This window comes from Paenibacillus contaminans (assembly GCF_003285015.1).
Classification (GTDB): Bacteria; Bacillota; Bacilli; order Paenibacillales; family NBRC-103111; genus Paenibacillus_V; species Paenibacillus_V contaminans.
Genome location: NZ_QMFB01000001.1, coordinates 630,161 through 655,807 on the forward strand (window position 1 = coordinate 630,161; position 25,647 = coordinate 655,807).

The window sequence follows — 25,647 nt, forward strand, 5'->3', positions numbered from 1 at the left end:
GATGATCAAAGTGCTCGTTGTCGATGACGATAAAATGGCGCGCCGCGGCATCATTGCGGAAATGCCTTGGGATTTATTCGGCATGCAGGTTGTCGGCGAAGCGAACAATGGGGAACGCGCACTTGAGTTTTTGAAAAATGAGGCCGTCGATCTGCTCATTACCGATCTGGCCATGCCGGTCATGTCGGGGCTCGATTTGATGCGGCAGGTACAGCAGCTTTACCCGCATATTTGGTTCGTCGTCCTGACGTTCCATCAGGATTTCGAATTAATCCAAGAGGCGCTTAGGATCGGAGCGATCGATTACATTGCCAAGACGCAAATCGAGCATGCCAAAATGGAGGACGTGCTGGGGAGAATCAGCGAGAGAATCGGCCGCAATCGGTTGTCCTCCTTCCAAGCTCCGGTTACGGTGCCTGCGGGACAAAGCATCGATGCCGCTTCCATGCTTGTCTTTATTGCCGTCGACGGGCAGCAAATCGACTTTAGCCTTTTATCGGGCTGTCCGTTCTTGCTTGGAAAACCAATGCAAGAAATAAGCCTCGGCATGTGGACGGTGTTGTTAGAGCAGGAAATGTTTGACGAAGCGGTTGCGGGGATGAAGGCGGATCTGATCGAGCGAGGCTTGAATAAACAAGTAGCGATTATCGAGATAAACGATTTGCAGGGCGCGGATAAAGAAAATTTGCGCAAACGGCTGCTTTTGTATAAAGAAAGATCGTTTTTTTACGAATATGAGAATCCTGTATTTTACTATACGTTTACCGCCGACCGATTGAATACCGAATATCCGGGCTGGACCGACGAGGAGCTGCGTACGAATCGGGAAGCGTGGTCGTCGCTGCAATGGATCGTGCAAGTAAACGTCTTTGATGAACTGCTGCAGGAAATCGGCAAGGCGAGACCGTCCGTCGCGCAGCTGGAAAGCATTTTTTACACGGCCAAAAACAACTGGCTTCGCATCGTACCGGAGGAAGTTGTAAATATGACGGATATGCCCGGTTCCCGCTCTTATTGGCAGGAGTGGACAAGCTGGCTGAACGGCGTTCGCGGCAGGCTTCGGGGCGTGGTCATCAAGTCTTCGTACTCGGATGAAATTTCCAACAGTATTATGAAAACTGTGGATTATATCAATCAGCATCTCGATTCCGACCTCCGACACAGCGATTTGGCGCGAGAAGCGAACATGAGCAAAGGCTACTTCAGCCAATGCTTCAAAGAAATCGTCGGACGAACGTTTCACGATTATATTCGTGATGCCAGAATCGAGAACGCCCGCTTGCTGCTCGTTCAAACGAAGCAGCCGATCTATCGGGTGGCGGAGCAGTGCGGATATCCGAACGAAAAGTATTTTAGTAGAGTATTTCGCGAACGAATGGGAATGCTTCCAAGCGAATACCGTCAAGAAACGGCGAAGGTATAATTTGTTCCTTCAAAAGGTTCACTATTTCACACTCGTTTGAACCGTTTTGCCGTGCAGGATGTATTATTGTCCTAATTTCATGATCGCAGCGTCTCCCGGACGCTGCCCTTTTTGTTTTACGATTAACATGTAACCGGGATACTAACACAAAGAAGGGGATGAAGGTATGAAACGAAAACAAAAGGCAATCGGATTGACCATGGCACTTTCACTCGTATTTGTATCCGCTTGCAGCAATACGGAAACGCCGGGTAGCGGTACGAAGAAGGAAGACCCGCCTGCAGGCTCGTCGAGCAGCCAGCCGAAGGAGCAAGAAAAGGCCGATCCGTTCGGCAAATACGCCCAGCCCGTCACATTGACAATCGGGAAGGGCGTGCCTGCCGACGACAAAACGCTGCCTGCCGGAGATACGGTTGAAAACAACCAGTTTACCCGTTATTTCGAGGAAAAGCTGAATTTGAAATTTAAGGCGGCATGGGTTGCGGCTGCGGGAGACGCTTATGATCAGAAGCTGGCGCTTGCCATTTCCAGTAACGATCTGCCGGATGCGATGGTCGTCTCCGAGAAAGAACTGAAAACGATGGTCAAGGCCGGACAGCTTGAGGATTTGACAAAGGTATACGAGCAGTTCGCTTCTCCGGCTCTGAAAAAAATGTACGATGCAACGAAAGGGAAAGCTTTCGAAAGCGCGACCTTCAACGGGAAGCTTATGGCGCTGCCGAATTTGAACGTCGACGAGGATCCGATCAAGCTGCTTTGGGTACGGCATGATTGGCTCGACAAGCTCGGCTTAAAGCCTCCGCAAACCGTCGACGAGCTTGAAGCGATTGCCAAGGCTTTCATCGAGAAGGATCCGGACGGCAACGGCAAGGCGGACACGTTCGGTCTCCTGGGAGATCCTAGCAATACATTCGGGCCGTTATATTCCGCGTTTCAAGCTTATCCCGCCATGTGGCTGAAGGATAAAGAGGGCAAAGTCGTTTATGGCACGACGGCTCCGGAAATGAAAGAGGCGCTTGCCAAGCTAAGAGGATGGTACGAGCAGGGACTGCTGGACAAGGAATACGCGATTCGGAAAGATACTGCTGAGCTTGTGAACGGCGGACGGGCCGGTTTGTTTCTGTACGCCGGCTGGTCGATGCCATGGGGATTGTACGATTCGGTGAAGAACAATCCGAATGCGGTATGGAAAGCGTATGCGCTTCCGCTTGACGGATCCGGCAAATACAATGCGACTCAAGGTCCTGTCAGCTCGCAGTATTTTGTAGTCAAAAAAGGCTACTCGAATCCGGAAGCGATCGTGAAATACTTGAATCTGTACTCGAACGTCGAGAACGATGCAGAGGCGACGGCAAAACTAATAAACGGCGTCAATGCCGCCTATTTTCCGCTGCGCGCCACATTCGTAGAGCCGCAAATCGTGACAAACCGGTTGAAAAGCATCAAGAAAGCACTCGACGGGCAAATCAAGCCGGAGCAGCTGAGAATTGACGAGAAAGACGTTTACGACAAAGTCGTGAAAAATAATGCGGAGCCGGGCAAAGACCCGGGCAGCTGGATGTATGCCTATGCTTACCTGGTTGGGGGCGGAGCGCTGGAATCGCCGATGAACAAAGTTTCAGGCGTGTTTTATTCGCAGACGAAGTCGATGGGGCTGAAATGGCCGGCGCTGCAAAAAATGGAGTCCGAGATGATTACGAAAATCATTATGGGCAGGGAATCGCTTGATTCGTTCGACGCCTTTGTTGCGGAATGGAAAAAAAGCGGCGGCGAACAGATTACCAAAGAAATAGAAGAAGAGTTAAAGAAATAATCGGTTTCGGGCGTTCGTCCAGAAAGCAATATGGCGAACGCCCGTTCTTCGGAAAGAGCGGGTGAATCACTCCATGAGAAATCGGCGTTTTCAAGTCCATTATCACCTTATGATGATGCCCGGCATGATCCTTCTGTTCTTGTTCAGCATCATTCCCATGTTTGGCGTTGTCATCGCCTTTCAGGATTTTAATCCGGGTCTCGGCTTTCTCCGCTCGGAGTGGGTCGGCCTCGATAATTTCCGCTTTATGTTCGAGCTTCGGGACAGCCGGACGATCATTTTGAATACAGTCTTTATCGCACTGATGAAAATGATCGCCCATTTATCGATTCCGCTCATTTTCGCGCTGATGCTTCACGAGCTGCGTTTCGGCAGGCTGAAGCGCTGGATCCAAACGATCGTTTACCTGCCGCATTTTTTATCCTGGGTCATTTTGTCGGGCATCGTCATTCAACTGCTTTCTTCGGAAGGCCCGATAAACCGGCTTATTGAAACGTTTGGCGGCGAATCGATCATGTTTCTTGGAGACAATAACTGGTTTCCGTATGTCATCGTAGCAAGCGATACCTGGAAGGAGTTCGGCTTCGAAACAATTATTTATTTGGCGGCATTAACCGGAATCAATCCGGATCTGTACGAAGCGGCCGAGGTTGACGGAGCGAACCGGCTGCAGAAATTGTTTCATGTTACGCTTCCTGGAATCCGTACGACCGTCGTGCTGCTCGCCACATTAAGCTTAGGCAACATACTCAATGCCGGATTCGATCAAATTTTTAACCTGTACAATCCGCTCGTGTACGAATCCGGGGATATTATCGACACCTATGTGTACCGCGTCGGGTTATTGAATATTCAGTACGGACTCGGAACTGCAGTCGGATTGATGAAATCGATCGTATCGTTCGTTTTGATCGTTATTTCTTACTGGATGGCTTCCCGGTTTGCCAACTATCGCATCTTTTAACGGGGAGGGAAAGAGCCATGCATGCCATGAACACTACCAAACATAGATTGACGTTGGCCGACTATTTGCTTGCAGCGCTTCTCGTGCTGATTACGATCGTATGCATAGCCCCGATTTGGCATACGATCGCCATTTCGCTGAGCGATAAATCTGCCGTAGAAGGCGGTAAAGTGCTGTTTCTGCCTGTCGATTTTACGTGGAACGCCTACTTGAAAATATTGGATGACGGCAAGTTTTTTCGCGCTTTTGCGATTTCGATTGAACGGGTAGCGCTTGGGGCGGGGATTCAGTTTATCATAACCGTGCTGATGGCCTATCCATTAGCGTTGAATTCGCGGGAATTCGCCGGCCGCAACGTATATATGTGGATCATCGTGTTTACGATGCTGTTCGGCGGCGGTTTGATTCCGTGGTACCTGGTGATCAAATCGCTCGGTATGATCAATTCGATCTGGGCATTGGTTATTCCTGGCGCCGTTCCGGTTTTCAATATTATTCTCGTAATGAATTTCTTGCGCAACTTGCCCAAGGAGTTGAAGGAAGCGGCATATATCGATGGGGCCGGTCCGTGGTATTTGCTGCTGCGCATCTACATTCCGCTGGCCGTTCCGGCACTCGCTACGGTTACGCTGTTCAGCATCGTATCGCACTGGAACGATTTCTTCCAAGGTTTAATTCTGATGAGCAAGCCCGAAAACTATCCGCTGCAAACCTATATCCAACAGCTGGTGGTGCAAATCGATCTGAACGAAACGGATTCCGTAAAACTGGAGGAATTGGCGAAGCTTTCGAACAAGTCGCTAAATGCGGCGAAAATATTCGTCACGATCATTCCGGTGTTAATCGTTTACCCGTTCCTGCAAAGGTATTTTATTCACGGCATTACGCTTGGATCGGTGAAAGAGTAACGATTAGAGAGCCATACAAATAAAGGATGTGGAACAGCTTGAAAAGCATAAACATCGTCTGGATTAAAGGTCCCGCAGAAGGCCGCATTGAAGTCATGAACGGAAGCTTGCTGAAAGTCCGCGTTAAGTCGGGGGACGGACATGCGGAAGGGGAGAGCTGGAACAGCACAGGCGACGGGCCGTTGACACTGGAGCTGACGATCGATATGCTTCCGTCAAACGGCGGAACAGGCGGTGAAAGCAAAGGGAAAACATTGGTCAGCGTTGTGGATTGCCTGCATCCGTTCAGTTTTTTTATCGAAGATGTTCATACGGCGTATCCCATTTACATTCCCGAATTTGGCGTTGCGGTAACCGCTGCGGAAGATTTGCGCTCCTATGAGGAGCTTCAAGCCGATATAGAGCGGAGAAGGCTGCGGACGAATTTGCAGAAGATCGCAGACGAGCCTGAAGAGTCGTTCGAAGCGGCAAGCGCCGCGACGAAAAACCAGCCTTGTCCCATATGGCAAGGGATCGGCAGAGATACGAGAATTTTCGAATTTCAGGTTCGCGGCAGGCCGAGCAACAACTTCTGGAGTCCGCCTTTAGGCGGCTCGGAGCTTCAATGGGATTGGGTGCAGCCGAGACAGCACGGAAAAGAAGCGGGATTGCCTGAAAATGACGGCCGGCCTGTCCGCTATTATTATATGACCGGCAGGGGGATGGGTTGTACGGACGGCATCTCCCGCAGGCTGGAGGACGGCGTTCTGCCGATTCTTCATACGACAATCGAAGACGACGAGATCGTTTATAAAGCCGTATCGTTCGTTTCCTGCGAAACGCGCGCGCTTGTTAAGGAAAATGTAGACGGCACGCATTATTTGATCGCCGACGGCCAAGGATTCGGTCATATGTTCACGGAAGCCCAGGCTCTGGAGAGAGAAAGGCTCCTCCAAGAGAAAGGAGAGCAGGGGGAAACGACCGTATACTACTGCCAAATTACAGCCGAGAACACCGGCGCAGTACCGAGATACGCATGGTTCAAAAATATTATCCCGAACGGCGGGCTCATCCCGTATTCCTTTGACGGTACTGCAGGGTTCGGACAGTATAATCCCGATCGCGTATTCGGCGTTTCGAAGCTGAACGGCAAACCGCTGCATGCAGAGGAAACGGCCGTTCTGATCATGCCCGGCGAGCGGGCCAGCTTCGAATTTTATTTGCCTCACGAGCCTATCTCGCATGAGCGGGCACTTAAGCTGATCGGGCAAGATTTTCAGGCGCGTCACGAGGAATGCCGCGCTTTCTGGAAAGGGAAGCTTTCCGGCGGCGCGCAAATTCGATTACCGGAGCCGCGTATTGAGGAGATGCTTCAAGCAGGCTTGCTGCATACGGATATGATTTTTTACGGGAACGAGCCGCAAGGAACGCTCGTGCCTGCGATAGGCATCTACACGGCGATCGGATCGGAAAGCTCGCCGATCATTCAGTTTATGAACGCGATGGGACGGGACGATACGGCAAAGCGCGGGTTAAGCTTTTTTCTGGATAAGCAGCATGAGAACGGTTTTATGCAAAATTTCGGCGGCTATATGCTGGAAACCGGCGCCGCTCTATGGTGCATAGGGGAGTATTACCGGTATACGCGCGATGCGGATTGGATTCGGGAGATTGCGCCTAAGCTGCTCAAAGCTTACGAATATCTGATGAACTGGCGGAAGCGCAACGAAACGGAAAGCTTGCGCGGGCGGGGATACGGCATGCTGGAAGGCAAGACCGCAGATCCCGAGGATCCGTTCCATTCCTTCATGCTTAGCGGTTATGCGTATATCGGACTCAGCCGTTTGGCTGAAATGATGGCGGATATCGACGCCGGACTTGCCGGACAAATACGCGGCGATGCGGAAGGGCTTAAAGCGGATATCCGAACTTCGTTCGACGAAGCGGCATCCCGCTCGCCCGTCGTCCCGCTCGGAGACGGCACGTGGGTTCCGACGGCGCCGCCTTGGACGGAACATCGCGGCCCGTTGTCGCTTTATGCCGAAGGCGGGAATTGGTACACACACGGCTCCTTCATGAGCCGGGATTCGATACTGGGACCGATGTATCTTATTTTCCAAGAAGTCATCGATCCGCGCGAACAAGCTGCAGATCATCTTCTAAATTATCATAATGAGCTGATGTACACGCGTAACGTGGCGTTCAGCCAGCCATATTACAGTATGCATCCTTGGGTTCATTTGAAGCGCGGTGAAGTGAAGCCGTTTCTTAAGGCTTATTACAACACCTTCGCCGGCTTGGCCGATCGGGAGACTTACACGTTCTGGGAGCATTATTACCAGGTCAGTCCTCATAAAACGCATGAAGAAGGCTGGTTTCTCATGCAAACCCGCTGGATGCTGTACATGGAGGAAGGCTCCGCGCTCAAGCTGCTGCCGGGGATTCCGCGCAAATGGCTGGAACAAGGAAAGCGGATTGAGCTGCAAGACGTATGCAGTTATTTCGGCGCTTTCACATTGCGGGTAACGTCCGAAGGCGGGCGATTATCGGCGAGCATCGTTTGCGACCCGAAGCGGGGACCTGAAACCGTACTGCTGCGGCTTCCGCATCCGGAAGGCAAGCGGGCAAGCCGCCTGTCGGGAGGAGGCGTCTATTTGCCGGAAGAGGAGTGCGTGCGTCTGGACCATTTCGACGGAGCTGCTGAAGTCGAGCTGTTTTTTGATTGATTAGACCTGTATGCTATATGAAATGAGGCATAATGATTTTTTGTCCGCAAATGATTTTGCCATTCGATTTCTGACATATTGAAGTCTATTGGAGCTTGCCAAACGGCAAGCTCCTTCTTATTAGGCGTTGAGCTATTTGTCGAAACCAGAGTGGGAAAAGGTGAGTTAAATAACGTTTAGTCGAAACATATTTGTAAAGTAAAACCTTACCCGAAAAAGATATTCTATTTTTCGATATCAATAAATATTTTTATCGGGGGGTTTTATATGGATGAAATGCTTGTAACGTTAATATTTATATCATATAATCTCATTATCCGAAAGGGGCGATTCGCAGATGGAAGAAACTTTGAAAGAATTGCTTTATACCGTAAAGGATATGAACGGTCGGCTGGGGAATATGGAAATAAAGATGGCGTCTTTGGAAGTAAAGTTGGATTCTATGGAAGTAAAGATGGAGTCTTTGGAAAACAGGGTGAACGAAGGTTTCCGCCAAACCTTCGAAAGATTTGACCGAATCGAACAAAGGGTAGACGCAACGTTTGCTCAAGTCGCGTCGACCGCTAAAGACGTTACCGTTTTGAAATCACTGACGGAACGATTGGATGCTCAACGAAACTTGATTGCAAAATTAGAAGAAGACGTTGAAATATTGAAAGTGAAAAATCGCAATTGATCACATATTCTATTAATTTGATGATTTATCTCCCCCCTTGGTATAGAAAGGGGGAGACTTTTATGTCCAAAAGAGGCTCAAAATTAATTCCAATCTATCATTCCGTTTATATCACGTACACGATCTTACACTTCATCCCATATGCGCTTCGCATTCTGGAAGCCATATTCGGTACCGATGCGGCAGTCTTCCAGCCCTTCAAACTCGATCGAGATATACCCGTCGTAACCGGATGCTTTAATGATGCGCAGCACCTCCCGGATATCGATATCACCTTGTCCGACGATCGCGCCGCGCAAATAATCGCCGCCCGCCGTCCCGAACCATCCCTGGCCAGGATTGCGATGCTTGGAACGAAGATAGAAATCTTTCAAATGAACCATCGACGCAAGGCCGATGTTGTTGCTTACGCCTCGGATCGGGTTTTCATCGACGCACATGAAGTTTCCGATATCAAGCGTCGTTTTGAAGTTCGATCGGCCGACCGCGTCGATTAAGCTTTCCACCCGTTCGCTAGCTTGCATATAATACCCGTGATTTTCCACGCTCGTCGTGATTCCGAATTCGGATGCGTAATCGGCAACTTCGCGGCAGGCTTCCGCCAGAATGGGTAAATCCTTCAAGAAATGAACGATCGAGCATTGCTCAAGCGGTCTTGAAGCAACATCATGACGCATCAGCTTGACCCCAAGCGCGTTAGCGATATCGACTTCTCTTTTGACTCGCTCGATTTCTTCTTTGATCCCCGCTACATCCTCACATACGAAGTTGGCTCTGACGGTATAATTCGAAATGTCGATCCCGACCTGCTCTGCTTTGCGGCGGATGGCTGGAACCAGCTCCGGCTGTTGGTTCAAATCGAAGCCGCTAGGCACGATCTCGATATGCTCGCCTCCGATTTTCTTCACCCATTCGATAACATCCAAAATGGTCATTTCTTGCGCGGCTATGGCGCGGCTTAAGCTATACGAACTGATTCCCAGTTTCATCTGATATCACCGCCGATCAAAATTTGAATTTGTTGCGGGCGAAATCGGGGAACGATACGGGTTTCCCGCGATTGGCTGCTGATTCGACCGAAAGAGGAAACACGCTGCTGATCGCAACCGAATCATATACGTCCATCTCCGGCCGGCGTCCTTCGCGAATGGCTTCGGCAAATTCCTTCATGATGAAGTAATCGCCGAAGGCTGCTACGGACTCCGCTTTTTCGCGCGATTGTTGCCACCACGGGTGCTCGAACCGGTCCGCATATTCCCAGACAGGCGTCCAGGTTACGTTGCCATTGTACGATCTTTCGGACGAGAAGCTGTCAAACCAGACCATCGGTTCTTCGCCTTCAAATCTGGGCGGGATGAGGGAGCCTTTCGTACCTTGCAGGGCATGATGCTTATAGTTGAAAGGACGCGGCGAAGAAAAGTCGTTGCGCAAATAAATGACTGCTCCTTTCTTCGTACGAATCAGCGTTAATGCCGAATCCCCTTGCTTCCAATAGTCCGGCTGCGCTCCCGGATGATCCTTGCCGAACAATTCCGCGAAATAGTCGCACTGCGACGCGGGCTTCGATACGACTGTAGTCATGTAATCGAAGGAATCCCCGTCCTTCTGGTTAATACCGAGCCATTGCGCAATAGGTCCGAGCGAATGGGTCGGGTAGTTGATGCCGTTGTAGTCGCGCAGCATTTCGCCGCGCCATTTTAGAGTGCCGTCTTCATTATTGGTTGCAATACGCACATCGTGAATGTAGCCGCATTCCGCATGTGTAAGCTCACCGAAAAGACCCTGCTCCGACATATTGCGTATCATCATATTCAATCTGGTATAACAGAAGTTTTCCGCCATCATATATACACAGCCGGTCTGCTCGACGGTCTCGACCAGCTCCCAGCAATCTTCCACGGTATGCGCGGAGGACACTTCGCACAGAACATGTTTCCCCGCGCGCATCGCTTGTACCGACTGTCGCGCATGGATCAGCATCGGCGTCGCGATAAAAACGGCATCGATCGAATCGTCGTCAAGCAGCTTTTCATAATTCGTAGAGGTCTGGATATCGGGGTAGCGTTCTTTCCATTTGCCAAAAACATTTTCATCCAAATCGCATACAACTTTCAGTTCGATGTGCTCCTTCAAGGCGTCGATCGTTCTAGCGTAGGAGAAACCCCGGTTTCCGCCTATAACGGCCAGCCGTAGCGGGTGATGCGCGGACATAAAAAAACCTCCAGTCGGCGTTGCCGCCATAATGTTTGAAAACTATCCCAATCATAGTTCAAACAAACCGGAAGTTGAATTGAAATAAGTAAGGCGTACCTTGAAAAAAGTCAGATTTTTGATGAAGGGCCGGCCATATGGTTCCGGTATACCGAAGGCGATATGCCGGAGTGATGCTTGAAAAATTTAGTGAAATACTCGGGAACGATGCCCACTTTGTCCGCGATTTCATGATTGCTCCAAGTTGTCGTAGCAAGCATAATACGCGCGCGTTCAAATCGCAGCTTCGTAATGTACTGCATAGGGGGGCAGCCCATCATCGTTTTGAACACTTCTATAAAATAGCGGGGGTGAAAGTGGACGAGGCCTGCCAGCTTCTCCACGCTTAGCTTGTCCGACAAATGGCTTTCGATATAGTTGATGACGACGCTGATCGTCTCAATAGAAGTATGGCCGGTGTCATGCAGCGTTTTTACTGGACTGTTTTCTATATAGTAACAAAGAATTTCATAAAGGACCGCTTTGCAGCGCAATGCCGAGGTCATAGCATGCTGTGAAGAATGCTGAAGCAGCTGTTGAAAATGCTGTTCGATCAGGCTGCAGTCTTCCACATCGATTATCAGGGATAAACGCAGTAATTCATTCAGCCGCGTTTCCCCGATGGATGCCGTGAAATGGCAGTAATATTTAGCGAATTGGTCGTCGTCCGAGGAAGTAGTGATTGTTGTTCCTGCGGGAATGAGCACGAGTTGCCCTGCACGGGGGTAAAGATCTTCGTTATTCGCCCGGATACGACATTGCCCAGCCACGATATAATACAGCAGATCGAATTCATGCTTGATATTCGTGTGCGCCCAGTTCGAGCCGACTTGCTGAAAGGATGTCGTGAAAATAGACGTTTGCAGGTTGGCCAAAAATTCTCCGAACCGCTCTAGCCGATCATTCATTTGCTTCCCCCTAATTCTGTCCAGCCCGCAACTAACGACGGAACCGATCGTACCTTCATTTGCATTATAGCAAGTTCGCCGGAATTGCGCATTCCATATGAAGCCGGTTATCCTTATATCCGCTAAATGGGTTATCTCCCCAATTGATGAATACGCTTATATTCGCCGGGAGTCGTGCCCGTCACTTTTTTAAACATTCTGATGAATGAATTGACATTGACATACCCGACCTGTTCGGCGATGTGCTGAATTTTTTGATCGGATTCCACCAGCAAATTTTTCGCCTTCCGAATACGGAGCTCGGTCAAATATTCGGTGAAGTTCATGCCTATTTTCTCCTTGAAATATTTCGAAAAATAATTGGCGGACATATTGATTTTACCGGCCATCATTTCGAGCGAAAGGTCTTCGTCGCAATGTTCATGTAAATACTCGGTCATAAATTGTTTGACCGGATCAATTCCATCTTGTCTATCCTGAATCATAAGAAGAGCTTCCGTAAGGAACCACTTGCAAAAATCCTCGAACTCGTCAGGAGTTAAACACTCCTTGATTCGCAGGTAAGGAGCGTTTAGCTCAAGTACCATACTGATATCCAGCTCCAATGCGGTGAGCGTTTTGAGCGACTTGGCGATGATCTCCTTAGCGAACTCGACATATTGGCCAGCAGTAGCCTCGTTTTTATTCATTCGGTTCAGGATGCTGGATACAAGCTCAAGTGCGATTTTTCGATTGCCGGCTTGCAACTGGACGAGAAATTGTTGCTCTTCGGCCGGTGTAAAGCTGGCGTCTTTTGGCTCATGCGGCATCTGGGCGATAATTTGCGTCCTGCGTTTCGGTTTCCGTCTATGTACCATTGCGGATGTTTCGCCGTACGCCTCTGCGAATTCAGCAGGATGACACAACTGCGGACGCATCGCAATCGTCAAGTAACAATATTCTTCATCCTGGTCAAAAACCCGTTTCAACTCATGCAGCGTCTCCATAAGTCGTTCCGCCTGGTTGTTATCGGCAAATACTAGGGACAATATTTGGTCCTGCTCGATTTGCATCGTGACGGAATCTGCAAATTTATCGGCTAGCGCGATACTGACGAATTCCTTGATGAAATAAGAGGCCCGATCTTGCTCGGAGGCGACAAGCTGATAATACCGGGGTGTCATCGCAAGTTGAAAGACAATCAAATAAAAAGGCTGAAACGCCTCATCGTCCGAGTCGAGGTTGTTATTAATTTTTTTCAGCTTGTATAGATAATGCAGATTCTTCAACTGACGTTTCTTCTGATCAAGGTCCGTGTGAATTTCACGATTGATACGGATCATCCGTTTGATATTGTCATATAGGAAATTGTACTCGCGAATATTGCTGCTTAGCGGTCCGACCGGATGGAAGCGCTGCAAGGCCTGCATCATCTTCCGGATCGGATTGTTGAATTTGATACTGAAAACGACCGAAATGACAACGCTGAGCACAACGGCCGCTACCAGAAAAACAACAAGAATGGAAATGATCCTCGAAACTTGCGCCGCAATATTGCCGTTCGGGATGACGGCCAGGTAGGTGAGACCTGTTAACGCCCCTTTTTTATAGAAATAATACAAGTCGTCATCCTGGATATACGTTTCCATTTCCGTCAACAGCGGAAAATCGGGCACCGGTTCCGGCAGGGAAGCGAACAAAGGCAGCTTGTCGTCGTTTATTACGTAAAAACGGTTTTGATTGGAATTGTGAAAGGCATTGTGCATTTTGACGGGATCAAGAAATACCGCGATAAACAATTGAGCGTTACTATCGTTTTTGAAAATAATCGGGATGAAGGAGCCGTTGCTTCGTCCATTGAATTTGTCGATGAACTCGGATCGTTTGCCGATTTTCATCGGGTAAGCCAACTCCAGCTGCTCCTCCCAGAACTCAATGCCATAGTCTTTGCTGGCATAGTTTTTGGTGAAGTACTTACCGGTGGTGCTAGTGCCGTTCTTATCGATGATAAAGCCATTTTTGCGGAATTGCAGAACAATGTTATCCAAGTAGAGCAGATCGTTGCTCAGGATGCTTTTGATCTCGTCGACGATTTGATTGACCGGATCGAATCTCGTGCCGTTGCCGAGTTCGTTCATCAAAACGACCTTTTCATTGGAAAACAGCCGGGTAATCGCTCCTTTGACGATGAGGATATGATTCTCATAACGTTCAACCGTTGCAGAGAGATTTTGCTGATTGTTTACGATGATCTCCTTTTGGACATTGCGGCTGAAGTAGGGGAATGAAAAGAAATTGAATGAGAACAGCAAAGTGATAATCATGATGAACCCCGTCAACAGCTTGGTGAAAAGCGAATTTTTGTGCAGCGACGAAGGAAGCGTTTTCAGAAGTGCCATCTCCTCAACCACTTTTTCATATGTAAAAAATTGTATTCCCATTGTAACACAACCGGTTGGATGCGTCAGCACGCGAACGCTATGCAATTTAACCGAATCTATTCAATTCTTGCTATTCGCCAATGCGGAGTATGATAGGTGAAATTGCGGGTACAAGCGAAAGCGCAGATTTAGGTATGATGAAATCGCAATCACCATGAAAGCGGATTCATTAAAAAAGGGGGAGGGGTGATGGCTAGCGACGGAAAAATGGAAATTCGGCGAGCATTTGGGCCGAATTATTTAAAACGAACAGGAAGGAAAAATTGGAGGGAGGATAGTCGAATGTTCCTGAAAAGCTTCAGAAAAATCTCGATATTGCTGATATCCTTATGTTTACTTATGCCTGCCGGTCTGCTGCAGACTCAATATGTACATGCGGATACGGAAGAGGTGCAAGAGATTACGGACAAGGAGATCGGTTACGTGGCCTTGAACGATCATGGAGGAAGCTTGCCTCTACGATCATGGGAAGATCCTACGGCATTTGGGTTTGATGTAAGGGCAAGAAGTATCGGCGCCGATCTGGGAGCTGTCCGCCGTATCGTCAAAGTGGAATTGTGGAATTGGTCGAAGACTGTTGCGACAAAGCAGAGAGAAGAGGATTATGAAGTTTATGCAAGCGATGACAATGCAGCCTATCGGCAAATCAATGATTGGACGTTTCAGTCCGAAGTTAGGAACGGCCGGATCGTTCACACCGTTATGTTCGGGGACGGAGTCGATGCGAGATTTATCAAATTTCACTCCTTGCACACAGGAGAAACCGTTTCCTTCGTTATTGAAAAACCCGACGGTTTGAAAGTATTTGTGACGGGAGAGCCGATCTTTGAACCGATGAATAAGATGCTTGGATATGTTTTACTGAACGATAACGGCGGCAGCAAGCCGCTTCAGCCTTGGGATGCTTCGACCGCCACAGCGCTCGATTACAGAGGGAGAAGCGTCGGAGCCGGCTTCGCGTCTGCCCGTCATATCGTAAAGGTGGAATTATGGAATCAGTCTAAGTTTACGAGCACCCGGCAAACGGAAGATAAGTATGAGGTATATGCCAGCGATGATAATTTGACCTACCGTTTGATAACGGATTGGTCCTTTCAAACCGATGTGAGAAATAACCGGATTGTACATACGTTCAAGTTCGATGAAGGAGTTGACGCCAAGTTTATCAAAATCCATTCACTGTATACCGACGATGCATTTACCTTTGGTATCGAGAAAGCGGACGGGATTCGCATCTTTGTCATGGGAGATCCGGACGATCCAGTCGAGCCAGAACCCGAACCCGGAGAAGGTGGAGCTGTTGAAATCAATTCGAAGACGGGATACGTCGCCATTGGAGACGACGGTAGCTTGCCGCTTGGATCCTGGTCGGTTACAGGCGGATTCGGGCTTGATTATATGCTCAGAAGCGTTGGTGCCGACGTCGGAAGCATCCGCAATATTTCCAAAGTGGAATTGTGGAGCAACAGCATGTCGACCCGACAAACGAAAGAGAATTACGAGGTATATGTCAGCGACAGCAATTCTTCCTACCGGTTGATAACCGATTGGACGTTCCGATCCGATACGAAAAACAATCGGCTTGTCCATACCTTTGAATTCGAAGGAGGGGTCGATGCCAGGTATGTAAAAATTCATTCCCTGTTTAACGATGCAGCGTTCACATTCGGGCTCAACAAATTGCAAAAAGACGTTCGAGTCTTTATCGATCGTGCATTTGATGATTCGTATCCTGTAACCGAAACGGCGGCAAAGAATGGTTTTCTTTTGAACGATTCCAGCCCGGTGACGGGGTCGGTAAGCAGTTGGGGCCAAACAGCGGCTTTGTCTTTGGATGTCAATGGGACGAGCGCAGCACTCGATATCGGTAACGGCAAAAAGCTCGGGAGAATCGAGCTTAAAGACAGCGATGCGTCAAGCCGCGTTCTAAGAAGCGATTATGAAATATATGCGAGCAGCGATAATATTACGTATACGATGGTCAATTATTGGATTTTCACCAAGCGAGTCGCAGACGGCAGGCTAGTCCATACAATCGATTTTCCTGGAGGTCTCGATGCCAAGTATGTGAAAATCAAAACCGACTATACCGGCACTACTGGCGCGACATTCATTCTTTCCAATCCGCAAACCGATATGAAAGCTTATCATATTCCATCCGACGCCGCTCCGTCCTCCATCGAGATTCCCGCATCCATGATCGCCGGTTATATGGATCATGATATGTCGCCGGCTTCCGGCGCAATCGGGAATTGGGGCGTAACCTCGGCGGTTTATGCGGATGAATCGCTTCGAAGCATCGGCGTCGATCTGGGTGCGATAAAACAGGCTTACGCCGTTCAATGGCGGGATGCGGACGGAGCCACCAGATTGATGGAATCGGATTATACGTTATATGCAAGCAAGGACAATATTTCCTACGAACAGTTGCCAAACGTGGGGTTCAGAGCTTTTACTAGTGAAGGGCACTTGTACCATCGCGTTGAACTTCCCCGACAGACAGGATATCGTTATTTGAAAATCCATCAGCCCTATAACGATAACGCCGGAACGTTCCATTTGCTTGATCCGCAGCAGGATATTATGGTGTTCACGGAGCGGCTGACTTCCAGGTTAGACATGAATGCGGGGTATAGCGAAGCCGACATAAATCCGGAAAGCGGGGCGTTAGCCAACTGGGGAACAATGTCAAGCATCATGTTGGATGAACAAAAACGAAGCGTTGGGATTGATCTGCAGCATATTAGAGCAATCGGCGCGTTTCAGCTGAAAAGCGTAAATGGAAGCACGCGGTTGAACCGCGATGATTACCTCGTTTATCAAAGCGATGACAACATTTCGTATACCCCTGTTGAGAACTGGTCGTTATCGGAAGCGTATGAGTCCGGCGGGGTAGATCATACATTTCGTTTTACCGGTCTTCAAGCCCGATATTTGAAAATAACGACAATATATAATGACTCGATCGGCACGTTTCGGATAACCGATCCGCAATCAGACATCATCGCTTATTCGGCGCCGATCGAGACGAGGCTGCCGCTCGCCGCCGGATATTCGGACGGCGATATCGACCCGATATCGGGTGCGATACAAGCATGGGGCAATGAGCAGTCGGCAATCCAAGCCGATGTTCTTAACCGCAGCGTTGGTGTAGATCTCGGTAGCAGCAAACCGGTGTCGAAGCTGGAGTTGTGGAATTCGGATGCAACAATTGATGCGGATCGGATGCATTTCACGTTGTATTCGAGCGAAGATAATGTCATGTTTCACCCGATTCCCCATTGGAGTTATCAATCCGTTCCGGTCAATGGCAGGATGGTGCACATTTTTGAGTTTGCCGGCATCAAGGCTCGTTACATTAAGCTACATAGCAATACAAGCGATGATGCAGCGAGCTTGACACTTAACCAATTGCAGAAAGATGTAAGAGCATTTCAATTGACAGGCTTACCGAACGAAGACGGTAACGTGCTGCCATCCGCGATAGGTTATTTGCGAAACGATGCCGCACCTGGCAAGGGGGCTGTATCCGATTGGGGATATACCGGCGAATTCATATTTGACACTACACTGAACAGCGTAGCCGCCGACCTCGGCAGCGAGTCCGTTTTCAATCAGATCGTTCTCTATGACAAGGATAACGAAACTCGGCTGCGAAAAACCGATTTGAGCGTTTATGTGAGCAGCGATAATGTAACGTATACGAAGCTGGAAGATTGGGATATCAAACAAAAGGATTACCAAACCGTACTGTACAACTTCTCTGCGACGGCGAGATATGTTAAAGTTCATCAGCACTTCGATATCGGAGAGCCGACCTTCTCGCCGCGCGGAGGAAATTTGCAGCGGATAATGGCGGTTCGGAATATGCCGGCAGGCCGCTGGACATTCGGCGGCAATGAAGAATGGCGGTTCCGTAAAGCCGTTCAAACGGTAAATACGGTTTCCGAAGCGGTTTACGACCGTCCGGTATTTATCAGCGAAACGGAGCTCTCCGTCCCGGTATTAATTGCCGAAGGAAAGATGTCTCCGACCAAAGCTGACGTCAGATTTGCCGACAGCACAGGAAAGGAGCTGTATTATTATGCGGCCGACGGCGGATTTTACGTACGCATTCCGTTTTTGCCTGCGGCGGGCAGCATAGAGATTTATATGTATTACGGCAATGCCAGTGCGGATTCCGTATCGGACGGGTTGAATACGTTCCAGGTAGAATACGGCAATAAGACGGTTACGCCGATGCCGAAAGCAGCAGGGCAAACGAAGTCCGCATTATTGAAGGACGGGTCATTCCTTGAAGCTTTCAATCAGGATCGCAACGTCTATATTCGCAAGTCCTTTGATCACGGCCAAACATGGGAACAGAAATCGCTTGTCGCGGATCTTGGTGGAACGGAAAATATGGGTTCGCTTGTCGTGTTGTCTAACGGGGACATTATTATTCCGTTCGTTCAAATCGGCAAATATCAACAGACGAATTGTTTGTCGGAATGCTGGACCGATTTGTACGTTACTCGCTCGTCCGATTCCGGGGAGACGTGGTCGGTTCCGATGAAGATTAATACGGGATGGGGATACAACGGGACGATCTCGAACCCGATCGAGCTTGCCAACGGCGATATCGTACTGCCGTTTCATTATGTGTATACCGATGACGGAGCTTCCCGTGTTTCTGTCATGTATTCGACGGATCAAGGATTGACATGGGCCAAAAGCGCAAGCGATATTGAAATATCCGGCAGCGGCTACGAAGCAGGGGCGACGGAGCCGTCGGTCATCCAGTTGTCCGACGGGAGACTAAAGCTGTACTTCCGTGCTCAAACGCAAGGTATATACCGCTTCGGTGAAAGCGTATCTGCTGACAACGGGAGAACGTGGAGCACAGCCGCCGATTCGATCGTGTATGCCACGAACACATTGCCGGCGACGATGAAGCATAATGACGATATTTTACTGTTGTGGGCGGGGAATAACGCATTCGGAACGGCTTCTTATTATCGAACGCCGCTCAATCTGGCTTATTCGTCGGACGATACGAACAGTTGGCAAGGGTATAGGGATGTAATGGCACGTACGCCTTATCTTTCGCCAGAGGGTCAACTATTGTTCAGTCAACCCGATTTCGGAATGGCGGCGGACGGAAGCGTGACGCTGTCATATGCCCATAAATATAACGATTGGGTCGATACGCGAATCGAGGATTTTGACAGGTGGCTGTACAGAAGCAGCGGAGGCTTCAGCGATTTCGAATCCCCGGATTTGAATAACAATTATTGGTGGAAGCTATCGAACGGCGTCAACGTTAACTATTCCCGTAAATATTCCGGCGCGGGGTCGCTTCAGCTGAAGGATACGACTACTTATGCGCTAACGGAGAGTACCCGAAGCTTCGGCACCGGCATTCGGAAGGGAAGGGTGAAATTTAAGCTTTACGCAGAAAGTCTGACTAGCGGATTTGTTGCCTCGTTAAAGGAAAGCTACTCCCGCGGATTGGATGCGCCAGGCACCATGTTCGCGCTATATGCCGCGCCGGACGGTTCGCTGCAATACCGGGAATCTTCCGGCGAGTGGACCCAGTTGCCTGTAGCCGCATACTTGTCGCTAAATGAATGGCATGATATCGAAATTAGCTTCAATACGGATACGAACGTGGCGGAAATAATCGTAGACGGCATCAGTAAAGGTACGATCGGTTATTATCATGACGAAAACATTATCAATTATTTTCATGTTTCATCCGAAAGCTCAACTTTGGCCGGAACGAATGTATATCTCGATGGGCTGATCATTCAGGATACCGCTGATCCTATGCCGATTGCAGCCTCGGTTGGCGTGGAGGAATCTTTGAACAGCGAGGTGCCTGATGACGATTCCATCGCTATAACCGGATTGCCGCTTTCCATGCTGCAAGGGGAAACCGGTCAGGCGGAAGTGCTTATGATGCAACGTGACAGCAGCACGGTTACAGTCACCGTTTACTCGTCGTTTGTCAGCAGCAATCCGGACGTTGCCGCCGTTTCATTGTCGGGTGTTATATCGGCGATGCAGCCGGGAAGTACCGTAATTGAAGCTGTCTACGGTACGCATCGTGCATCCGTTCCTCTTACGGTAATTCCGATCCTGCAACATTTGTCGCTTCGTTCCCCTCCGGCTTCGATGAGCGTCGGCAGTACCCAACAGTTGCAGGTAGAATCGGTATACAGCGATGGAACAACAGCGGACATCACGCCGAGCGCCGCGTATGCGAGCAGCGATCCCGAAATTGCAAGCGTTTCGTCATCGGGATTAATTCGAGCGTTGAAGCCGGGTCATGCAGCGATTACGGTTACTTTCGGCGAACGATCCATCATCCACAACCTTCGTGTAACCGAACCGGCGATTTCCGGCGAACCGTCGGGTACTAAGCCTGCGTCGGCGCTAGCGCCTTCGGACTGGCTTGAACTGTCGGCGAAAGATTTACGGCCTTCTAGCGGCGGCAAAATATCGATCGTATTGCCGGAGGGCAAGTTCGGCATCAGACTTCCGATAACTGCGGGGGATTTGACCGGGGGAAATTCATTAGAAGTCGTTTTGGGTAAGATCGTATTGTCATTGCCGGTGGAGCTACTGCGGCAGTTGGCAGATCGGCTATCGATCGAAGATCAAAACGATGCGCGAATCCAGTTGGAAGCACGTCCCATCGAGTCGAAAGAAGCGAGGGGGATTAAGGACGGAATCGCATTAAAAGAGAAAGCGAGTATATCCTTTACTGGAGATTTGCTGCAGCTAACATTTTCACTGGTCATGAAGGACGGAAGCAAACGAATCGTTGACGGACTGGAGATGCCGATGCGAATCGGCTTTCCGATACAGGCTTCAAACAACCAGGATCTGCTCGGAATTTATTCTATCGGTGTTGATAATGAGCTTGAATTCGCCGGCGGAACGATCAAGGACGGGATGCTCGAAACGGAGCTGTATATTCCGGGGCGATACGCAGTTATCGAGTACGATATAACGTATGAAGATGTCCCTGCCGAGCATTGGGCGGCAGCGATCGTTCGTGTTTTAAGCGCTAAGCATTTAGTGGAAGGCATCGACGACTTGCGGTTTGCACCTGAGCAGCAAGTGACACGGGCGGAATTTACAGCGCTTCTCGTAAGAGTTTTGAGCTTGAAAACAGCTTCGAGTCAGACGTTTGAAGATATCGATAACGAGGCATGGTATGCTGATTCGATTGCCGCCGCCGTGGAGAACGGCTTGGTAAACGGTATTGACGGCACGCATTTTGAGCCCGAGCGAGCCGTTACCCGGGAAGAAATGGCGGTTATGCTAATCAGAGCTTATCGTTATGCGAAGAATATGAATAGTAACGATTCCACAGTGACGTTACCGGCGTACACAGATGCCGAGCTAATAAGCGAGTGGGCCAGAGCTTCCGTTTTAGATGCCGTCGCTTTAGGGCTTCTCGATATGGAAGGCCGCGGCAGCGGCATGTTTGTCCCGGACGGCAAAACGAATCGTGCGGAGAGCGCAGCTGTCATTTACAGGCTGTATGCCAAGCTCCGCGATTAAGTTGAGAGTCGCCGTTCGATTGCGTGGGTGTGAATTGAGGGGATACTTCCATGTTCCGAGAAGAAGGCAAGTATGGCAAAGTAAGCGCTTGGCCTTATGTGATCGACAAGCTGAATAACGGCTTGATTCAATCGCAGGAGTTTTTCGGAACGCCGACCAAAACAATGAGCGAGAAAGGCGCAATCCTCGAGAAGATGATGATGGAAACCTTCACGAAAATTATTATGGGAGAATCGAAGGTCGACGAATTCGATACGTTCGTGGCGAATTGGCATAAGCTCGGGGGGGATCAAATCACCAAAGAAGTAAACGAGTGGGCGGGGAAGCAATAAATCATTTACAAATAACAAAAGCCGGAGGGAGGCAGAAGATCGCCTCCCTTCCGTTTTTGGAATTATATAAGTAGGTGTGAGAACGATGAATAGAGTCAAGAGACAACTTCCGCTGCACTTCATGCTGGTTCCCGGAATTGTGCTGGTGCTGCTATTCAGTTACGTTCCGATGGCCGGCATCGTCATCGCTTTTCAAAATTTCGTGCCGTTGAAAGGCGTGTTCGGCTCGGAGTGGATCGGCCTGGACAATTTTCGGTTTTTATTCGACCTGCCTGACTTTTATATCGTGCTTCGCAACACCGTTTTCATTGCCGCGATGAAAATCGTCACCGGACAGCTCTTCCCGATCGCGATCGCTCTGATGCTGAATGAAGTCAGCATGCAAATGGTAAAACGCTGGATTCAGACACTGGTTTATTTGCCTCATTTCATGTCGTGGGTCATACTTAGCGGCATTATGATCGATATTCTGTCGCCGACAAACGGAATCGTCAATCAAACGCTTACCATATTCCGGATGGAACCGATTTTTTTTCTAGGCAATAACAGCTGGTTCCCGTATGTCATCGTCGTTACGGATGTCTGGAAGGAGTTTGGCTTTAATACGATCGTATATTTGGCGGCTATTACGAGCATCAACCCGTCTTTATATGAAGCGTCCGTAATCGACGGCGCCAATCGCTTCCGGCAAATGTGGCATATAACGCTGCCAGGCATGAGACCGATCATCGTATTGCTTGCAACGCTCAGCCTGGGTCAGATCTTAAATGCCGGCTTCGATCAAATTTACAATTTGTACAGTCCTGTCGTTTATGAAAGCGGCGATATTCTCGATACGATGGTGTTTCGGATGGGCTTGATCGATTTTCAATACGGGCTCGCAACCGCCGCAGGCGTGTTTAAATCCGTCATTTCGTTCGTTTTTATTTCCATGGCGTATTTCCTTGCTTATAAGCTTGTAAGATACAGGATTTATTGAAGAAGGGGTTCTCGGCATGCATATGCGATTTCGGCTTTCTTGGGGCTTCAGTTTGTTTCAAATAGTTAACTATACATTTCTTATTTCGCTATCGCTTCTTTGCGTGCTGCCCTTGGTTCATATACTAGCCGTTTCATTCAGCGGCAGCGGCGCTGCATCTGCGGGATTAGTGACATTATGGCCTGTCCATGTAACGGGAAAGTCCTATTCTTTTATATTATCCAACGAAAAATTTATGAAAGCGATGTTCATTTCACTCGAACGCGTGGCATTGGGCACTGCAATTAGTATGCTGCTCATCCTTGTAACGGCTTTTCCATTGTCCAAAGAACCGGCAAGCTTGAAATTCCGTTCCGGTTATGCATGGTTTTTCGTGATGTCGATTTTGTTCAGCGGGGGACTTATTCCGTGGTATATGACGATTAAATATTTGGGTTTGATCGACACGATTTGGGCGCTTGTTTTACCGGGCGCCGTGCCGGTTTTCAGCGTCATATTGCTGTTGAATTTTTTTCGCGGCTTGCCCAAAGAGCTGGAGGAATCGGCGTTTATGGATGGCGCCGGCTATTGGGTGATATTGTGGCGCATCTACGCGCCTCTATCGCTTCCTGCTTTGGCTACGGTAGGGCTGTTCACGATTGTAGGACATTGGAATTCCTGGTTTGACGGAATTATTTTGATGAACTCGCCTGATCATTATCCGCTTGCCAGCTTTTTGCAGAAGGTGATCGTCGGCGTGAATATGGATTTGCTCTCGTCGCAAGACTTGCAGGTATTGTCCAACGTATCGGATCGTACGGCGAGAGCCGCACAGATTTTTGTGGGCGCTTTGCCGATCTTGGCCGTATATCCGTTTCTTCAGCGTTTTTTTATGAAGGGACTTGTATTGGGCAGCGTGAAGGAATAAGCGACGGCAGCGCCTGGTTTTACAAAGGGTTGGGCGGGATTCAGTGCTGTCCCGGTTGATGAATAAAACGGTTTATGGTCATGCTGCAGCAAACCGCCTTGGATGGCGGTTTTTTTTACTTTTTGATCCGAGTGTGCCGGGAAAGAAACAGAAATTTGACGATTTATCAAAAACGCTTTTAAAAATTTATTTTCATAGTATAATAATGATAATCATTATCAACCTTATCCGATACAAACTTTTCCAGGAAGCAACGTGGAGCGCAGGAATAAGAGCGGGAGGAAGCAATGGTTTTCATTACGACAGTCCTATGATTATTTTTAAGAACAGTCATCTGCAGGTGATGGACATTCGCTTCGCAAGTTTGTTCGTTGATGAAGGGGATACGCGGTTATACGGTGCCGTCCAGCGCATTCGTTTATCTCGCGGAAGGAAATACGGAGGTGATTTTGAACGATATCTGCTACCAACCGAAGCTGTTTAGCGTGTTTCATATGGGGAAAGGTACGAATATCTCGGTGAAAGCTCTGGATGCAAGGCGGACTATTGCTTGATTCCGTATAAAGGATGATTGAGGCAGGATAATTCCCGGTTGCAAATGATGCTCGCTTCGCAGCAGCCATTTCATCATACATACGATATTGCATTAACGAATCCTGTTTTTATTGACGTTTTAGTCAAGGAAATGCAAAATCCAAAACATAATGGCAAGGAGACTACGACATGAGTAAGAGTATTTTAGATGTTACGATTATCGGCGGCGGCCCTGCGGGGTTGTTTGCCGCATTTTATAGCGGATTGCGCGAATTGTCGACGAAAATCATCGAGTTTCAGCCGTTTCTGGGCGGCAAGGTTCATGTTTACCCGGAAAAAATGATTTGGGACGTTGGAGGACTAACGCCGGTTCCCGGCGAGCAGCTGATCGAGCAGTTGGTTGCGCAAGGCAAGACGTTCGACCCGGAGGTCGTGCTGGGAGAAAAAGTGACGGCGATCACGAAAGACGATAACGGGATTTTCGTCCTGGAGACGGCATCCGCTCAGAAGCATTATTCCAGAACGGTCATTCTCGCGACAGGTTACGGCATCTTGAAGCCGACCAAATTAACGATCGACGGCGCCGAACGGTTTGAAGTGACCAATCTGCATTATACGATCAAATCGCTGGCGCGTTTTAGAGGGAAAACCGTTCTGATTTCCGGCGGCGGAAATGCGGCGATCGACTGGGCCAACGAGCTGGAGCCGATTGCCAAACAGGTATATTTGACCTACAGGAAGCCGAAGGAAGAGATGAAAGGCCATGAAGCGGATATTACGAAGCTCTACAATAGCTCGGTCGAATGCTTGTTCAGTACGACAATCGAAAAGCTGGTCGCCGCCGCGGATCATGAAAGCATCGAAAAAGTCGTGCTGAACCAAGTCGAAGACAACAGAGAAATCGTCCTGGAAGTCGACGAAGTCATTATCAATCACGGCTACGACCGGGAGAGAGAACTGATTGAGAACAGCCGGCTGTCGATCAAGATGGAGAATGAATACAACGTGGCAGGCAGCGCGATGAGCGAGACATCCGTACCGGGGTTGTACGCGGCCGGCGATATTTTGCATCATGACGGCAAGCTTCATTTGATTGCGGGCGCCTTTCAGGACGCGGCGAACGCCGTAAATAAAGCGAAGCAATTTATAACGCCCGATGCTTACGGTCACGGCATGGTTTCTTCGCATAACGAGCTGTTCGCACAAAAGAATCGTGAGATTATGAAGCATTTGTATACGAAATAGAAGAGCTTCTAAGCGCGGACGGGCGCTTG

16 protein-coding genes are annotated in these 25,647 nt (G+C 49.1%); 12 read left to right on the plus strand and 4 right to left on the minus strand.

Annotated features, from left to right (window positions below; all coding sequences use genetic code 11):
* Nucleotide 1 precedes the first annotated feature (1 nt).
* From DQG23_RS02780 to DQG23_RS02805, 6 genes are all read left to right on the plus strand, one after another.
* Nucleotides 2-1,423 (plus strand): response regulator transcription factor, encoded by a 1,422-nt coding sequence (locus DQG23_RS02780; protein ID WP_113029247.1) that lies wholly within the window; start codon nt 2-4, stop codon nt 1,421-1,423.
* 166 nt (nt 1,424-1,589) lie between these two features.
* Entirely contained in the window at nt 1,590-3,236 is a 1,647-nt protein-coding gene (locus tag DQG23_RS02785; RefSeq protein WP_113029248.1) for an extracellular solute-binding protein, read from the plus strand.
* Nucleotides 3,237-3,309: 73 nt separating this feature from the next.
* Entirely contained in the window at nt 3,310-4,200 is an 891-nt protein-coding gene (locus DQG23_RS02790; RefSeq protein ID WP_113029249.1) for an ABC transporter permease, read from the plus strand.
* Between the two features lie 26 nt (nt 4,201-4,226).
* The gene (locus DQG23_RS02795; RefSeq protein WP_202865859.1) at nt 4,227-5,108 is read left to right on the plus strand and encodes a carbohydrate ABC transporter permease; all 882 of its coding nucleotides are present in this window, start codon (nt 4,227-4,229) and stop codon (nt 5,106-5,108) included.
* A 38-nt stretch (nt 5,109-5,146) separates the two neighbouring features.
* Nucleotides 5,147-7,813, plus strand: coding sequence for a glucosidase family protein (locus tag DQG23_RS02800; protein ID WP_146762239.1), 2,667 nt, complete (start codon nt 5,147-5,149; stop codon nt 7,811-7,813).
* 337 nt (nt 7,814-8,150) lie between these two features.
* Entirely contained in the window at nt 8,151-8,489 is a 339-nt protein-coding gene (locus tag DQG23_RS02805) for a hypothetical protein (protein WP_113029252.1), read from the plus strand.
* Between the two features lie 125 nt (nt 8,490-8,614).
* Here DQG23_RS02805 and DQG23_RS02810 read toward each other — a convergent pair whose 3' ends face one another.
* From DQG23_RS02810 to DQG23_RS02825, 4 genes are all read right to left on the minus strand, one after another.
* Nucleotides 8,615-9,478 (minus strand): sugar phosphate isomerase/epimerase family protein, encoded by an 864-nt coding sequence (locus tag DQG23_RS02810; RefSeq protein WP_113029253.1) that lies wholly within the window; start codon nt 9,476-9,478, stop codon nt 8,615-8,617.
* 16 nt (nt 9,479-9,494) lie between these two features.
* Nucleotides 9,495-10,700 (minus strand): Gfo/Idh/MocA family protein, encoded by a 1,206-nt coding sequence (locus tag DQG23_RS02815; protein ID WP_158560264.1) that lies wholly within the window; start codon nt 10,698-10,700, stop codon nt 9,495-9,497.
* A 110-nt stretch (nt 10,701-10,810) separates the two neighbouring features.
* Nucleotides 10,811-11,647 carry a helix-turn-helix transcriptional regulator gene (locus DQG23_RS02820; RefSeq protein WP_113029255.1) on the minus strand — a complete coding sequence of 279 codons (837 nt, stop codon included), beginning with the start codon at nt 11,645-11,647 and terminating at the stop codon, nt 10,811-10,813.
* A 131-nt stretch (nt 11,648-11,778) separates the two neighbouring features.
* Complete coding sequence (locus DQG23_RS02825) at nt 11,779-14,025, minus strand: helix-turn-helix domain-containing protein (RefSeq protein WP_158560265.1); 2,247 nt, start codon at nt 14,023-14,025, stop codon at nt 11,779-11,781.
* 324 nt (nt 14,026-14,349) lie between these two features.
* Here DQG23_RS02825 and DQG23_RS02830 point away from each other — a divergent pair, with 324 nt between their 5' ends.
* The 6 genes from DQG23_RS02830 to DQG23_RS02855 all read left to right on the plus strand — a co-directional run bounded on the left by DQG23_RS02830 (nt 14,350) and on the right by DQG23_RS02855 (nt 25,618).
* On the plus strand, nt 14,350-21,621 hold the full coding sequence (locus tag DQG23_RS02830; protein ID WP_158560266.1) for a DUF2341 domain-containing protein: 7,272 nt from the start codon (nt 14,350-14,352) through the stop codon (nt 21,619-21,621).
* Nucleotides 21,622-21,671: 50 nt separating this feature from the next.
* Nucleotides 21,672-21,953 carry a hypothetical protein gene (locus DQG23_RS02835; RefSeq protein WP_113029258.1) on the plus strand — a complete coding sequence of 94 codons (282 nt, stop codon included), beginning with the start codon at nt 21,672-21,674 and terminating at the stop codon, nt 21,951-21,953.
* 85 nt (nt 21,954-22,038) lie between these two features.
* Nucleotides 22,039-22,932 carry an ABC transporter permease gene (locus tag DQG23_RS02840; RefSeq protein WP_113029259.1) on the plus strand — a complete coding sequence of 298 codons (894 nt, stop codon included), beginning with the start codon at nt 22,039-22,041 and terminating at the stop codon, nt 22,930-22,932.
* Between the two features lie 22 nt (nt 22,933-22,954).
* Nucleotides 22,955-23,839: a carbohydrate ABC transporter permease gene (locus tag DQG23_RS02845; protein WP_113029570.1), complete on the plus strand. Its 885-nt coding sequence runs from the start codon at nt 22,955-22,957 to the stop codon at nt 23,837-23,839.
* Between the two features lie 58 nt (nt 23,840-23,897).
* Nucleotides 23,898-24,323 carry a hypothetical protein gene (locus tag DQG23_RS02850; RefSeq protein ID WP_146762240.1) on the plus strand — a complete coding sequence of 142 codons (426 nt, stop codon included), beginning with the start codon at nt 23,898-23,900 and terminating at the stop codon, nt 24,321-24,323.
* Nucleotides 24,324-24,562: 239 nt separating this feature from the next.
* Nucleotides 24,563-25,618, plus strand: coding sequence for an NAD(P)/FAD-dependent oxidoreductase (locus tag DQG23_RS02855; protein ID WP_113029261.1), 1,056 nt, complete (start codon nt 24,563-24,565; stop codon nt 25,616-25,618).
* Nucleotides 25,619-25,647: the final 29 nt, after the last annotated feature.

Excerpts from the sequence above, each read along its gene's own strand:
- DQG23_RS02780 (WP_113029247.1), top strand. The coding sequence starts at position 2 with ATGATCAAAGTGCTCGTTGTCGATGACGATAAAATGGCGCGCCGCGGC.
- DQG23_RS02785 (WP_113029248.1), top strand. The coding sequence starts at position 1,590 with ATGAAACGAAAACAAAAGGCAATCGGATTGACCATGGCACTTTCACTC.
- DQG23_RS02790 (WP_113029249.1), top strand. The coding sequence starts at position 3,310 with ATGAGAAATCGGCGTTTTCAAGTCCATTATCACCTTATGATGATGCCC.
- DQG23_RS02795 (WP_202865859.1), top strand. The coding sequence starts at position 4,227 with ATGAACACTACCAAACATAGATTGACGTTGGCCGACTATTTGCTTGCA.
- DQG23_RS02805 (WP_113029252.1), top strand. The coding sequence starts at position 8,151 with ATGGAAGAAACTTTGAAAGAATTGCTTTATACCGTAAAGGATATGAAC.
- DQG23_RS02810 (WP_113029253.1), bottom strand. The coding sequence starts at position 9,478 with ATGAAACTGGGAATCAGTTCGTATAGCTTAAGCCGCGCCATAGCCGCG.
- DQG23_RS02815 (WP_158560264.1), bottom strand. The coding sequence starts at position 10,700 with ATGTCCGCGCATCACCCGCTACGGCTGGCCGTTATAGGCGGAAACCGG.
- DQG23_RS02820 (WP_113029255.1), bottom strand. The coding sequence starts at position 11,647 with ATGAATGATCGGCTAGAGCGGTTCGGAGAATTTTTGGCCAACCTGCAA.
- DQG23_RS02825 (WP_158560265.1), bottom strand. The coding sequence starts at position 14,025 with ATGGCACTTCTGAAAACGCTTCCTTCGTCGCTGCACAAAAATTCGCTT.
- DQG23_RS02830 (WP_158560266.1), top strand. The coding sequence starts at position 14,350 with ATGTTCCTGAAAAGCTTCAGAAAAATCTCGATATTGCTGATATCCTTA.
- DQG23_RS02835 (WP_113029258.1), top strand. The coding sequence starts at position 21,672 with ATGTTCCGAGAAGAAGGCAAGTATGGCAAAGTAAGCGCTTGGCCTTAT.
- DQG23_RS02840 (WP_113029259.1), top strand. The coding sequence starts at position 22,039 with ATGAATAGAGTCAAGAGACAACTTCCGCTGCACTTCATGCTGGTTCCC.
- DQG23_RS02845 (WP_113029570.1), top strand. The coding sequence starts at position 22,955 with ATGCGATTTCGGCTTTCTTGGGGCTTCAGTTTGTTTCAAATAGTTAAC.
- DQG23_RS02850 (WP_146762240.1), top strand. The coding sequence starts at position 23,898 with ATGAATAAAACGGTTTATGGTCATGCTGCAGCAAACCGCCTTGGATGG.
- DQG23_RS02855 (WP_113029261.1), top strand. The coding sequence starts at position 24,563 with ATGAGTAAGAGTATTTTAGATGTTACGATTATCGGCGGCGGCCCTGCG.